20 protein-coding genes are annotated in these 13130 nt (G+C 59.7%); all 20 read right to left on the minus strand.

Annotated features, from left to right (window positions below; translation table 11 throughout):
- Positions 1 to 2: 2 nt before the first annotated feature.
- Entirely contained in the window at positions 3 to 485 is a 483-nt protein-coding gene (locus tag PAN31117_RS15455; protein WP_150738952.1) for a phage tail tube protein, read from the minus strand.
- A 63-nt stretch (positions 486 to 548) separates the two neighbouring features.
- Positions 549 to 911, minus strand: a complete 363-nt coding sequence (locus PAN31117_RS15460) for a DUF3168 domain-containing protein (RefSeq protein ID WP_174990975.1) — start codon at positions 909 to 911, stop codon at positions 549 to 551.
- Between the two features lie 11 nt (positions 912 to 922).
- Positions 923 to 1435 carry an HK97 gp10 family phage protein gene (locus PAN31117_RS15465; RefSeq protein WP_150738954.1) on the minus strand — a complete coding sequence of 171 codons (513 nt, stop codon included), beginning with the start codon at positions 1433 to 1435 and terminating at the stop codon, positions 923 to 925.
- Complete coding sequence (locus PAN31117_RS15470) at positions 1428 to 1763, minus strand: head-tail adaptor protein (RefSeq protein ID WP_174990976.1); 336 nt, start codon at positions 1761 to 1763, stop codon at positions 1428 to 1430. Before PAN31117_RS15470 ends, PAN31117_RS15465 begins: the two co-directional genes overlap by 8 nt.
- A 1-nt stretch (position 1764) precedes the next feature.
- Entirely contained in the window at positions 1765 to 2076 is a 312-nt protein-coding gene (locus PAN31117_RS15475) for a head-tail connector protein (RefSeq protein WP_174990977.1), read from the minus strand.
- A 771-nt stretch (positions 2077 to 2847) separates the two neighbouring features.
- On the minus strand, positions 2848 to 4050 hold the full coding sequence (locus tag PAN31117_RS15485; protein ID WP_174990978.1) for a phage major capsid protein: 1203 nt from the start codon (positions 4048 to 4050) through the stop codon (positions 2848 to 2850).
- Positions 4051 to 4059: 9 nt separating this feature from the next.
- Complete coding sequence (locus PAN31117_RS15490; protein WP_246189109.1) at positions 4060 to 4779, minus strand: head maturation protease, ClpP-related; 720 nt, start codon at positions 4777 to 4779, stop codon at positions 4060 to 4062.
- Between the two features lie 142 nt (positions 4780 to 4921).
- A complete protein-coding gene (locus tag PAN31117_RS15495; RefSeq protein WP_150738959.1) occupies positions 4922 to 6220 on the minus strand; it encodes a phage portal protein in 1299 nt (432 codons plus the stop codon).
- On the minus strand, positions 6217 to 7935 hold the full coding sequence (locus PAN31117_RS15500; RefSeq protein ID WP_150738960.1) for a terminase large subunit: 1719 nt from the start codon (positions 7933 to 7935) through the stop codon (positions 6217 to 6219). The genes PAN31117_RS15495 and PAN31117_RS15500 overlap by 4 nt, the downstream gene beginning before the upstream one ends.
- Entirely contained in the window at positions 7928 to 8344 is a 417-nt protein-coding gene (locus tag PAN31117_RS15505; RefSeq protein ID WP_150738961.1) for a P27 family phage terminase small subunit, read from the minus strand. The genes PAN31117_RS15500 and PAN31117_RS15505 overlap by 8 nt, the downstream gene beginning before the upstream one ends.
- Positions 8345 to 8423: 79 nt before the next feature.
- Entirely contained in the window at positions 8424 to 8708 is a 285-nt protein-coding gene (locus PAN31117_RS15510) for an HNH endonuclease (protein ID WP_217429661.1), read from the minus strand.
- 89 nt (positions 8709 to 8797) lie between these two features.
- Positions 8798 to 8974 carry a hypothetical protein gene (locus PAN31117_RS27165; protein ID WP_174990980.1) on the minus strand — a complete coding sequence of 59 codons (177 nt, stop codon included), beginning with the start codon at positions 8972 to 8974 and terminating at the stop codon, positions 8798 to 8800.
- Between the two features lie 346 nt (positions 8975 to 9320).
- Positions 9321 to 9680 (minus strand): sigma-70 RNA polymerase sigma factor region 4 domain-containing protein, encoded by a 360-nt coding sequence (locus PAN31117_RS15515; RefSeq protein ID WP_150738963.1) that lies wholly within the window; start codon positions 9678 to 9680, stop codon positions 9321 to 9323.
- A 181-nt stretch (positions 9681 to 9861) separates the two neighbouring features.
- Positions 9862 to 10260 carry a Ref family recombination enhancement nuclease gene (locus PAN31117_RS15520; RefSeq protein ID WP_150738964.1) on the minus strand — a complete coding sequence of 133 codons (399 nt, stop codon included), beginning with the start codon at positions 10258 to 10260 and terminating at the stop codon, positions 9862 to 9864.
- Entirely contained in the window at positions 10257 to 10604 is a 348-nt protein-coding gene (locus PAN31117_RS15525; RefSeq protein ID WP_150738965.1) for a hypothetical protein, read from the minus strand. Before PAN31117_RS15525 ends, PAN31117_RS15520 begins: the two co-directional genes overlap by 4 nt.
- Positions 10601 to 11083, minus strand: a complete 483-nt coding sequence (locus tag PAN31117_RS15530; RefSeq protein WP_246189110.1) for a DUF1064 domain-containing protein — start codon at positions 11081 to 11083, stop codon at positions 10601 to 10603. The genes PAN31117_RS15525 and PAN31117_RS15530 overlap by 4 nt, the downstream gene beginning before the upstream one ends.
- Positions 11084 to 11258: 175 nt before the next feature.
- On the minus strand, positions 11259 to 11918 hold the full coding sequence (locus tag PAN31117_RS15535) for a DUF6475 domain-containing protein (protein ID WP_150738966.1): 660 nt from the start codon (positions 11916 to 11918) through the stop codon (positions 11259 to 11261).
- Positions 11915 to 12721 (minus strand): helix-turn-helix domain-containing protein, encoded by an 807-nt coding sequence (locus PAN31117_RS15540; RefSeq protein ID WP_150738967.1) that lies wholly within the window; start codon positions 12719 to 12721, stop codon positions 11915 to 11917. Before PAN31117_RS15540 ends, PAN31117_RS15535 begins: the two co-directional genes overlap by 4 nt.
- Positions 12718 to 12981, minus strand: coding sequence for a helix-turn-helix domain-containing protein (locus PAN31117_RS15545; RefSeq protein ID WP_150738968.1), 264 nt, complete (start codon positions 12979 to 12981; stop codon positions 12718 to 12720). The genes PAN31117_RS15540 and PAN31117_RS15545 overlap by 4 nt, the downstream gene beginning before the upstream one ends.
- Complete coding sequence (locus PAN31117_RS27170) at positions 12978 to 13130, minus strand: hypothetical protein (RefSeq protein ID WP_174990981.1); 153 nt, start codon at positions 13128 to 13130, stop codon at positions 12978 to 12980. Before PAN31117_RS27170 ends, PAN31117_RS15545 begins: the two co-directional genes overlap by 4 nt.

A 13130-nucleotide genomic window follows, 5' to 3' on the forward strand; every position in this document is an offset into this window, starting at 1 on the left:
CCTCACACCGTGCTCAGGTCGAACGACACCTTGCCGGAGCGCTGGATCGTGATCGTGCCCTTCCAAATGTCGTTGCCCTGGATGTCGATGTTGATATCCGACACATACCCCTCGAAGATCGCCGAAGCGCGCCCAGTGACCGGCTGCAAAGTGCCGTTGCTGTCGACGGTCGGCGCCGTCGTCCCGTCGGACGAATAGATGCCCCACGACACGGTTGCACCGCTGTCCTTCAATGCAAGCAGGTCTTCGTGGGCAACCTCGTTTTTGTGGACGTTGAACGCCACCGAGACTTGCCCCGGGTTACCGAGACCTGCCACGAATTCACGGTCGCCGGTGTTGTCGAGGCACGTGATATCAATCTGGTCACGTGCACCGCCGAGCCCGGAGATCGACGTAGCACATACGACGCGCTCGACCGTATGGGCCGTCGGCTTGACGAAGTAGAGTTCGGTCCCTTGGGACTTGATGATTTCTTCAGCGGCCATTCTCGGCTCCAGAAAAAGAAAAACCGCCTGGAGGCGGTTTAGTACAAAGCAATTCGGTTACTGTCAGCGCGGCAACCACCAATCGAAGACCATGGAGATTCGATATTTCTCGGTCTGAGCGTCGCGCTCGTCGGCCACATACCCGACGCACAGGGCGTACGGCTCCAAGGCTGCACGAACTGCGGCGGCGAGCAACTCAACCTCGGCATCGTCTTTGGACCAGCAGTCGACCTGCGCGCGAAACTGATCTGCACACGCGCCTTCAAGCGCGTTCTCAGGCGCGCCGCCAGGGAACGAAAAAGTCAGATACGGAGAAGCAACACCTTGGGGCGCACTGCCATGCCGATACGCCCGTACGGGCGACGTTCCGACAAGGTCAGTGACCGCCGCGCTCGCTGAGAGCGCCTTGAATACCTTCGGGTACACGTCCGCTCGCCTTATGCTTGACTGGACTTCGACAGCCGCCGAATGACCCTGTCGATTCCCTGATTCAATTCGTAGACCACTGTGCTCAACGCCTGCTCACGAGCGGCGAAGAACGCCGGAGCCATCCAAGGCGTTGGCGCACGCTGCTCGGTGCCGAATTCCAGGTATCGAGCCGTCATGATCGTCTTGATTTGGTGCTTCTCGCGAAGCGTTTCCGGATACACATACTTCTTGCTCCGGCTGATGAGCACGCGATAGCGCTCGTTCGCACCACTGCGCTGGGGGTTCGGATCACGCCGAACCGCAATCGACTGTGCAAGCAGGTCGGTGGAAACGTAGTGATCAGGGTCGGGCTTCCGTACGATCGCGCGGACCTGGCGCTGCGCCTCCTTCTGGATGACGACGGCCCCCTTGCGCAAAGCCGTCTTCACCGGTCCGCCACGTTTCGAGACGATCTCGGCCGGCAGGCTCTTGAGCGCCGCCAGCGTGCCGTCTAAGCCGTGGAGTGTTCTGGTGTCAGCCATCGAGTACGCCAGCCTTCACCATCAGCGTCATGTCGTGGCGCCCGGTTCGATCCAAGATCGGCGGCGCGATGATCGACCATACTTGCCCATCCCAGAACACGCGCATGACCGATGTCACACCCGGCAGGTAGCGAATGATGAATCGTCCATCGGCTTCGGCATGCACTGTGCCAGACGCGGCAAACTCACGCCCCGGACCGGCCTTAAACTCCGCTGGCACTTCGTCCTGAAACAAAGCCCACGTCGTCGATACCGCGCCGGTCTCTGGATCCTGCGTGACCGCCTTTTGGTCGATCCGGATTCGCTGACTCAGTCTCGGACCAAGCACGTCAGACTCCCAGACCGACGCGATACGGCATAAGAAGCGTTTCGGCAGACCTGCGCAGAGCGTCGATCTCCGAAGCCGTCGCGGCTTCGTACTTGCCGCGAACGAGAATAGAGACTGCCGTAACGACGTCAGGTTCGACATCCGCACCATCAGGATCTGAGGACTGCACGTCTTGCATCGGCAATGCCGCCAGATTCATGAAATGGATGGCCTCCCGCTCGGAGGCGTCGAGATGCCTTTGCAGCATGTCGTCGTCCGCGTCATGGATTACTCGCAGATCCTGCTTGACGACTTCCAGTTTGATGATGCTCATGCGCCGCCGTTTAGGCCTCATTCAGAAAGGCATGACTCCAGGGTGCGCCTGGGGAACGAAGAGAGCGCAGTCTGCCGACTGCAATTTATGACCGGCGTGTTGCGCAAGCGCGCAGCCACGTTGGCGAAATGATGCGGCCAGTGTTCCAACGATCCGGCGTTGCCTAGGCCCTTCGGATGGTCTCCGTGCCAGTGTGCTCGACCGTGTGTTCGTTGGACGTCATAGCCCAACAACAGAATGGAACAAGCCCCCCAGTGGGCCGCCAGCAAAATCGCGCCAGCACCTGAGTTCTTGCTCAAATCCCACCGGACCCGCTCCACATCCTTGACGCCGGACGCAACGGTAACGCGAGCCCCGGCACACGCGGCTTTAACTTCACTGCCGTACATGTCCCACCAGTCCTTATCCATCGCATACACGGCGTCAGCCCATGGGGCGGCGCGAAACGACGAATTTACGACGACGACCCGCCGCCCTTCTTGTTTGCTGCGCCACGCGCGGACTGCTTCGCAGTCGGCTGCTTCGAGGCTTGGGCCGCTTGCGATGCAGACGACTGTTGCGTTTCGCCAGCGGCCGTCGGAGGGACGTCACCGTCTCCCAAAATGTGAACGAGATTCGCCCGCTTCAAGCCAGTTGCATGCGCGTCACTCACTTCGAACTCTTCACCGCGGCGGCGAGGGCCACCGTGGTCGAAACTACTCAGAGCCAGAACTTTCGGCATTTCCCTTCTCCTATAGCGTCAGTGAGACGGGGCCGAAGCCCCGTTCAGTATTAGGACGCCGGGGCGTCCTTCAAGTCGCCCTTCACGAAGGCTTCCGGACGGAACACCGTCAGCCCCACGCGCTCCTCACACAGGATCGTGACCATGTTCTTCACGAAGTTGTCGCGGTCCTGGTTGCTGATCGTGATGTTCGCGTCTTCGCGATCCCAGCCTTGCACGCCCAGTTGGAACGAGCCAGTGAGAAACTCGTTGTGATCCATCGCCTGCGTAGCGACGACGGGGCGGCCCCACAGCCCGGGAGTTGCCAGCCCGCGCGGCGTAGCGAAGAGATACGCGTTGTCAGTCGTCTTCGTCAGTTCGATGCCGGTCCAGTCGATGGGATTGAGCACGATGCCGTCGGCCTCGTACTCGGCCAGCGTCACCTGCAGCATTGCGATGCGCAGCCGATCAATCGGCGTTTCGCTCTGCACCGTCACGCCCGGATTCGCGTACGCCGTTGCCTGCGTGTAAAGGCCGTTGAGATTCAGACCGACGCCGGAACCTTTCAGAAGCTGAAGCTCTTCCTTCAGCTTCAGCCCGTACATCAGGCGACCGTTGATATAGGCCTGCAACATCGCTGCATCGGCCAGCACCTGCTTGGATGCGCGGATCCAGTGAGCGATGGTCACAATCGGCGCTTGATCGAGCTCGAACGTGATGTCCGATTCCGGCTTCGGGTTTGCCGGATTTTCCGAGACGACGTTGGCGTTGTTGGTGAAGCCCTTTTCACGCACGTACTCGATGCTGTTCGAGCCGGTCCGGCCCCAGTTCAGCAGGTCTCGAAGAAACAGCCGTTGCTGGGGCGGCATCAGGATACCGGGCAGGCGCGTCGGTTGGATCAGTTCGCCGGCCGACGCGTCGTTGCTGGTCACGGCCGCGTGGATCGAACCCACTTTGACGCTCACGGAGCCCTGCATCCCCGCGTTGAACGCCTTGACCTGCTCGGCCTCGGCGACAATCTCGCCCAGAGATTTCGGCGCCGCCGGCGAACCACCGCCGTTTTCGAGCTTCACGATCGCTTGCTGCGCAGCCCGCAGATCGGCTTGCAGTTCGCCTTGCTGGACCAGAAGTTGGTCGACCTTCGCTTTCGACTCGGCCGACATGTCTTGATGTGCCTTGAGGTCCTTCTGGGACTGCTCGGCGTGCGCCTTGAGTTGGTCATTGACCTTGCCCAAGTTCGCATTGATGGTCTTGATATCTTCTTCCAACGGCATGATTTGCTCCTAGTTCGGAAAGTTGAGTGCGGCGGCAAGCGCCATCGTTTCGCTAAGAACGGTGGGATCTCCCTCACCGGACGCAGCGGGATCACCCTCGCCGCCGCCAGCACGCAGGCCGGACTTGAATTCGGAAATGAGCCGCATCGCCTCCGACTTCGGAAGGCCAGACGCCCGTAGCGCCGCCTCCAAACGCCGGGCTGTTCCAGCCTTGGCGGAAGCGCTGTCTCGGTCAACCTGATCCGAAGCCAGAAGCTCGTCAGCGAAACCCTGATCGATGGCAGCTGAGCCGCCCAGCCAGGTTTCCTTGTCCATCAGCTTCGCGATCGCCTTGGCGTCGCCGCCCGCGCGAGCGGCATAGATATCCGCCATCGCCGCGTCGAAAGGCTCCAACATGTCCGCAACGTCGCGAAGGTTGTGACGGTTTCCAACAGCCATCAACCACGCGTTGTGGATCATCAGGAAGCCGGACCGCGCGATCTGAACTGTGTCACCGGCCATCGCGATGACGGACGCAGCCGAAGCAGCAAGTCCAAGCACTTTCACGGTCACTTCACCCTCGTGCTCTCGCAGGAGGCTGTAGATCGCAAGGCCCTCGAACATGTCGCCGCCGGGGCTATTCACGTTGACGGTCACCGGCCCGCTGCCCATCGTGCGAAGTGCGGCCGCGATCCGCTTCGCCGTGACTCCCTCGCCAGTCCAGTAGTCTTGTCCGATGACGTCGTACATGCTGATCGTTCGATCTTCGCCAGCGGAAGACGCTTGTACACTCGCATCCCAGCGATCAAATGCCGCCATCGAAACGTGCGAACGAATGCCGTCATGCGGGCGGCCGTAAGGCACGCTCGGCAATGTGCGAAGGCTCATTTGGTTATTCCCTTGTGGATGTGTCGTCTTGCAGGCCGAGTAACGTGCGCAAGTGCGCCCGCGCCTGCTGCATGGGATCGTCGGCGCCGATCGCGTCAAGCATGGTCATTGCGGACTGAACCGTCAGAACCGCCGCATTACCCCCCATCGGCTCGCGCTCTTCCAGTTCGCGCACTTCGTCACGAGTCAAGATCCCGTTGTTGACCATCACGGAATAGAAGGTCGCGCGTGCAACGCTGTCAGCACGCAACAAGCCCTCGACCGAGAACTTGGCGTAGTAACGAATACGCTCCGCCGGGGTGAGAAGGTCTTTGCTGATGGCCTGCTCAATCCTCTTCAACCATGGCGCGAGCGTGAACGTCAGGAAAGCGATCATCTGCTGCTCGATCCCAGTTCCCCAACTTGTCGACTTCTCCGAGTGACCCACCATCCAAGGCGGCACACGGAACCATCGGCAGATTTCTTCAACACTGAACCCGCGAGACTCCAACAACTGGGCATCGGACGGATTGATGCCCACCGACTCGGTTGACATTCCACCTTCGAGCAGCGGCGACTCACCGGCGTTGAGTGCGCCGGTGATCTTCTTGAGGTTCTCTCTAAAGTCTTCGCGCTGCGCCGGGGTCAGCACGCGATCCATCTTGAACGCGACAGCGGGCAGAAGTCCGCTCTCGAAAGTCTTGTTTGCAGCAACGTCCGCCGCCTGTGCGGCACCGAAGACATTGGCTCCATACTGGATGACAGAAACGCCGCTCTCACCGTCAAGCGAGAAGCCGGGGATCAGCCAAATCCTGTCCGCAGGAATATCCCGTTGTCGGCCATCTTTTTCGGTATAGCGGTAGCTCAGCGTGCCGTTACCACGCTTACTTATTGCGAGTCTCTGAGGAGCCAGAAAATTGAGGCCCACGACCTTTCCGCCGAGCACGAGTTTCTCGGCACGCGCGTTGCCGCGCAGCAACATAGCCGCGACAACTGACTCCCAGAACACAGACGCAGTCGTGTCGGCATTCGGCTGGTCGTGAATGATCCAGTTGAGCGGATGCGTCGACGCCGCGCGCTTACCTTTACCCGTCCGCTCATACATCGATAGCGGCAGCGTTGAGATCGTCTCGGAAATCAGACGAACACAGCCCCACACGGCCGACAACTGAAGCATCGATTTTTCAGTGACGGCCTGCCCGCTGGATGATCCGGCGGCCAGATATGCATCCCAGAATGCACCGTCTGAAAGGCCGATAGGCACGCCGAGCCAGTCCAGAACAGCGGCTTTAATCCGCCCTGGCTTCTTTGCAGTTCCTTTCATGCGATCAGGGGTGCTCTCAGGAAGTCATCGAAGTTGCCCTCTTCACTGTCGCCAGCCATAGAAACGCCGACGGCCATCAGGAGAGCGACCATGTCATCAATCTTGTCGGCGGACCGCTTCCGGTCAGGCGCCATATTCAGGTTCTGGTCCCTGCGTGCAACAAGGTTCGACGCACACCATGTAAGGACGGGGTCACCGCCGTGGGCGACGTTCCTGCCTACGTATGCACGCTCCAACGCCTGCATCGCGGGGTGATACGACTTCGGCCCCTGTACGAACTCAATCAGCGGCACTTCCTGCTCAACCAGACGATTGACCAAATCGGAAGCGTTCCATCGGTCATAACCGATAGTCTGAACGTTGAAGCGAGCAACCGCGTCGAGTACGGCGGCCTCAATGACGGCATAGTCAGTGACGTCGCCGTCTGTTTGTTCGATGAGGCCAGCGGTCACCCATGCTTGGTATGGAACGGTGCCGCGCTCAGTACGCTGCGAAACCGCATGCGCAGGCACCCAGCGCCGCCCCCACGTGAGGAATACGTCACCGACGCGCCAGACCAAACGCAGCACGGTCAGGTCGCTCGTGCTCGCAAGGTCCAACCCTCCCCAGCACGGACAATCGGCCAGAGAATCCAAGTCCACCTCACCAGAGCATTCGCCCCACCGAGTAAGATCGATCCACGTGTCAGCCGAACTGGCTGGCCGATTCAGTCTCTTGATCTTGAATTCAGCGTACTTCGAGGGCATTTGCTTCGCCTCGATCGCCTCTTTCCTGATCGCGTTCAGCAAATGCGGGTTCGCATCGAGCAGAGGATTGGCCTTGATCCAAACCCTTTCGTCGAAGTCTTCGTCGGCCTTAATCCCCGCCGATTTGTCCTCTTCATCCACCGCATAGAACACCACCAGGAAGTGGTCTGCGGTCGTGCCAAAAACACCAGCGAGCAACTTTTTCGCGAATTGCCGAATTTCCGCCCAAGGCCCTGGGTTCGTGTAACCCTCCGTCGTGGTGTAAAGCCAAAGCGGATTGCTGCGCGCACCTGCTGCCGACGTCAGAACGTTCAGGAGGTCGGCGGACTTGTGAGCGTGGATCTCGTCCAGACCTACATGCGAAGGATTTAAGCCGTCCTGTGTCGACGCCTTGGCGTGAATTGGCTTAAAACTCCCGAGGGTCTCCGCGCGCGAAATTGACTTTGCCCAGACGTCCAAACCGAACGCGGCCCGAAGGTCGCTCGTCTTCTCGACCATCTTCTTCGCAACGCCGAAGATGATCGAAGCCTGAGGGAATGTCGTCGCAGCGCTGATAACTTGCGCGCCGGGCTCTTCCTCGCAGCACTGGCAGTAGAGCAAGATAGCGGCAGCCAGAGTGGACTTGGCATTCTTCCGCGCAACAGCGAACAGTGCCGACGTGAAGCGGCGACCACCGTCTCGATTCCGGAACCCGAAAAGCTGCACGACGAAAAAGACGTGCGACGGGTGCATGACGATCTCCGGCGTCTCCCACTTCCCTTCGACGTGGGGGAGCTTCTCAATGAAATCGCACGGGTCGCATGCATGCCACTCGTCGAAAATGAACGGATTACCCCGCTTCTTCGCTCGCTTCAGGTCGTCAAGAAATCGCTGTGAGGCTTGCCGGATGAGCTTGCCGAACTTCTTTCGCTTCTTGTCTGCGACCGCTTCCTTGGCGTAGTCGGTTGCGATCTTTACGTAATCACGCACTGCGACGACCGTTTCCTGCGAACTTATTGCCAGCCGGCTTCTCGCCGCCGCTCGAAACCTTGCGACGCGCTGCTGGCGTCATGCCGAACTCAGAGAACAGGGCTTTAAGCGCCTGGTCCTCAGACGCGGTCAACCCCATGCCAGCTTTTGCTTTCTGGCGAAATTGCTGCCACGAGAAACAGAGTTGCTCAAGCGCGTAGAGGTCGACGACCTGCAACACCGAAGCTTTCACCAGTTGCGGCCCCAGTCGATTCCACATCTCCATTCCGTCAGGATTGAGATGCATCGGCGGTTCCGGGAAACTGTCGATCAGATCAAACGAAGGTGCATCCGACACCTCGCGATCCGGCCGATCAGTCCCGGCCAATACCTTGAGGTGCGGAGCCGTCGGCTTCCGTCCCCGTGTCATTTACCATCCTCAGAAAACCATTTTCGAATTTTGACGGTGCGAAAATTTGACTACGCGCCCGTGCCGGGAGCAAAACGATTCAAAGTTTTGACCTCCCCCCACCCATCAAACGAGAATCACTCTCATTTGAAGGGGAATTTCCAAACCCGCCATTCTCTTTCGCCGTCTTGGCCGAGTGGCAAGGCACGCAGAGCGTCTGCCAGTTGCTGCCGTCGGGCGGGTTGTTGTGGCTGTTGCCATCGATGTGATCGACGTGCGCCTCGCCTTTCCCTGCGACGATTCGACCGCATGACTGGCACGTGAACCTGTCGCGCGTCAGCGTGAAGTCGCGAATCGCGAGCCACCGCTTGACGCCGGTGTGCATCTCGCGGCGCGTCTGCCGACTCTGTTCCGGCAGTTCGTGTCGGGCCGTCGAGGGTAACGCTGGCCTGTGCCGCGTCGGTCGCGTTGGCATTACCCTGCGAGACCGCCGTAACTCGGCGCGACGTCTTCCCGCATTTCTGGTTCAGCGCCATCGACCATTGCGTTCGTCAGGGCTGCCAGACCTTCAACCAATGCGAAGTTGCTTCGCGCATGCTCTGCCAGCGCATCGATGAGTGCTTCGATCTTGGCTTCGAGAGGATGCGGCATAGCGGAATAGAAAAAGCCCGCCGAAGCGGGCAAAGATCACACGTCGAGGAGACAGCGGGAAACGAAAAAGCCCGCGAGGTTTTCACCTTGCGGGCTTGCAAAATATGAGGGATGGCACGATTCGAACGTGCAACCGCATTGCGTGGCCGTACCAACCGATCGACGACCGGCCGCCAAGCGAGCAATGCCCGCATTCAGCTTTAGCCTACATCCCAACTCATCGCACCAGAGAAGCAAAAGCCCGCGAGGTTTTCACCGTCGCGGGCTTTGGAGGCACTGATTCAGCCTTTACGAAATGATACGTTTTTTGCCGATTTTGTATAGCGCGAAGATGTATAGCGCCACGCTATACACTTTCCACCATTCGGCAATAGGCTCGATACGCCTGTGCTCGGCCGCTATCCACGCGCTTGTAAAACGCGTCTCGCGAGATGCCCAGCGCGGAAGCCACGCGCTTGATATGAGAGACGCGGTGGATGTAGAAGAGGTACAGCGCTTCCTTCTCAGGGCTCTCGGGCAGCGACAATACAGCGAGATTGAAGAAGCTGAGCGTCGACGAACAGATCGCATCCGGCTCAGGTCCGACCTTGCGTGGCTGCATACCCGCAAGCAGACCGGCGGGGAGCGGCGGCATGAAAATGCGGCGCGTGCGGTGCCAGGCAGCCCAGTCTTCGCAAAGCGCATTGAGGTCGCGTTTCAAGGTCATGCTTCGTCCGTGTACAGCACGCATCGCCTCATGTTCTTCGTGCCGGGTTTGGTCTGCTCCTTGGCGCAATACTCCAGTCCCCATAGCGTCAGCTTGTGTAAGCAGCCCTTGCATGTTTTGCTCTCCTCAATTTCAATGACTTTTGCCGGGTCCAGATAGAAATGTGTGGGCAGGACCGCCATCACGCCACTTCCGGAGCAACGCTCGCGAATATGCGGTGCGCTACCTCGCGCCGCGTTTGCTCCAGCAATTCGGCTTCGGTGCCATACCGACGTTGGAATTCAGCAGGCCCCGCGTGAAAGGCGATGCCGTAGCCGCCGACCCTGTGATGCTGCGGACATAAAGGGATCGTGTCCGCATGCTCCGCGCGCTGCCCACCACCAGCCAGAAATCGCACGTGATGGACTTCTGCCGGACTCTCGCTATACCCAAGATTCCGGCAAACGATGCAGTTCAGCCCAGCGACAACGCCCATATGCTCGCGCTCTGCCTTCTTAGCTCGCTTGCGAGACTTGCGTTTGAACGGCGACCGGGCGAGCGGCACGTTACTTCTCAGTGGCTTCTTCCTAGCCCAGCTCATCGCATTTCCTCGCAAAGTTGCTGGAGGGAGCAGGCATAGGCACCGTAAGCCATCATTGGCGTCCACTCCGGTCGGTAAGGACCAGTGGCGATAGTCGGTTTCGCGACCCGCGCTGTTACCTTTGATTTCGCTGTCGGTTCAATGCGAACCGCCGGGGCGGTAGACCGCGTAAGCGCCAAACCGAACTCAAACGCGCGCGCTTTCCGCATGACAAGAAGACCTTCGTTCACGAGTTCCACAACCAATCCATCAACCTTCTTGCGAGCCACGCCACTCAGGTCTGACAGTGCTTGCCTGTCGTACCAGCCGCCTTTGTCCATGCAATCCAGAATCGCGCTCTTCATTTGATCTCCGTGATCGTGAGCCCATGCAATGCCATGAGGTGCCGTTTCATTCGATACATCTGCGTCAGGAACCCCTTCACGTCCTCGATGACCGTCACTTCCTCCCGCTGGTACACGAAGTCCGCCACGTAGTAGCGAGCCGCCCGCTTACGACCATCGATCACCACTGCGGCGGCGATCTCGAATCTGACCTGCCGAAGTAACCCCGATATCAGGCCTGCCTTCTCTTCAGCGACGAGCACCTGCCAACGATGCATTTCCTTCTCGCTATCGAACTTCTCGCCGTCGAGCTCGCACGGCTTGTTGCCGTACTTCGACCGCTTCTTCGCAACCATTCCGAGAATGGGCTTAGCAAGCGATGTGGGTGCCGATGATTCAAGCGCGGCAGCGGTAGCACCGATCTGCTCGCGAATCCGCGCCGTACCCACTCGTCCATTGCTCACCGAATGCTCAGGAAACGTCAGCCCTTTTCTGCTCACTTGCCCTTCCTCCGCAAATGCTCGATGTATGCCCGCAACTCCCTCTCCTGCCGGGCCGCTACCTCGTCGCCAAAGCGCCGACGCACTGCTGCGATCAATGCCCTAGCCAGGTCGCCGCGCCCATCCAGCGCCGCCCTCGCCGCTTCATCGAAGCGCCGCCAGCACTTGGCTTGCTCTAAGCGCTGAGTCGTGGTGCATCTCCCGGCAGCTGGGCGATCCGCTGGAACTCATCGCCCGTCATGCGCGTGTACCCAACGAGCGGCGTTGCACTACCGCCAAGCATTACCCTTCGCGCGATTTCGGCATTTCCGATCAGTACCGGCGCTGCAGACTGAAAGTGATTCCGTGTGTTGGCGGCTTCGGCAATGCCGACAAGCACCGGCGGATACTCAGGCACCTGGCTGCGACCGCGATATCCGCGATACCGATTGACGAACTCGTTGCGAACGAACGGCCATTCCTTGTCGTCCTTCCCACCGATCAGCACCCATCCGCCCATTTCGAAAACCACCCGGTGGATCAGCGCGTCATCGAACACCACGGAAACATGCGTGCCAACCTCGCGCACCGCCTTGTCGGTCTTGTGCCATGCCAGAAGCGCGGAGTCCTGCGTTGATCCCTCAAGCATCTTCACGACGTCGGCCGGCTTCGGCAGGAACTGTCCGGCGTCAGGGTTGGCGGCATGACGGCCCAGCGCATCACGCACTGCGGCGAGATCGAATACCTTCATTGCGCCCCACCAGACCTGCCCAACGAAGTCCGAGTAGTCCTGCCGATAGAACGCGTACACGTTGCTGATCAGCGAAAAGAACTCGGTGGAATCAGTCGGCTTCATGCGTTCTCCCCGGCCATGATGCGAGCGGCCTGCGCGGCAGCGATCTCGCGGTTGCGTTGCTCAAGCTGCTCCTGCTTGTTCGGCGCCCCACCTGCACCGCCAATGGCACCATTCAGCGGCTTCTCACCACGAACCCAATTGCGCCACGTCGCTTCCCAGTCCGATTTGCGCGCCTTCGCGCCAGGGATTGCGACCCAGTAGTCGCGGAATTTTTCGGCGATGCGGCGAACGTGATCGGCAGTCCATGTCGGTTGCTCCTTCAGCGCCCAATCGCCCCAAGTCTTCGGAAGGAGCCAGTCTTTGGGCAGTCGCGCACCGCGCGCACTGCTGTTCCCTTCCTGTTCATTACTGTTCCCTACTGTTACGTGTCCCAAATTCGGGCCTCTTTCCGGGGAAAATTGGGACTGTTTAGGGGCGGAATTGGGACTGTTTCCAGTGGAATCCGGTACTGTTCCGTTTCCGGAACTGTTCCTGTTCTGGGACTGTTCCGTTTTCGGGACTCTTTGATTTCGCGGGCCTACCTTCACCTCGACGCCACGCTCCGGATTGATCTGGTACACGACGATCTGCTTCGTCCGGCCGGTGCGTTCACCTGTATCCGTGATCCAGCCGGCCTCCTTCAGGCGGTCGATGTTCGCGAGCACAGTCTTTCGATCCTGCTCAGTCCAAGCGATCAGTGTGTCGATGCTCGGGAACGAGACGAACTCCTCGCTTGCGAAGTCAGCCAGCGCCATCAGCACAGACTTGGTCGGCCCCTTCCCCACCTTCTGGTGGCGAGCCCATGTGATTGCGTCGAGACTCATGCCAACGCCTCGACCTTCACTCGGTACAAGGTCACGCCGCGACGGACGGGCATCGTCACGATGTGACCAGCCGTTTCGAGCGCACGGATGGACTCACGAACCGCCGATTCCGACAGGCCGCAGTCACGCGCCAAGCGGCTGACCTTCGGCGACGATTCGCCGGTCGACATGACCGCGTGATGGCTCAGTGCCAACAGCACAATCTTCTCGGTGTGGCGCAGCTCGACGCCCCACGCTTGATGAACACGGTGTGCACTCATCGCGTCCTCCCGGCGATATAGAAGCCCAGCGCAAACGCGACGGCGGCGAAGAACTCCCACGAAGGAGCCGCTGCAATGCCGACGAGCTTCAGAAACGCGCCATATGCTGCTGCCAAAATGTAGGGCATGAGGTTGTGAAGGAGTTTCAT

Origin of the sequence: Pandoraea anapnoica (assembly GCF_902459765.1) — a bacterium.
GTDB classification, from domain to species: Bacteria; Pseudomonadota; Gammaproteobacteria; order Burkholderiales; family Burkholderiaceae; genus Pandoraea; species Pandoraea anapnoica.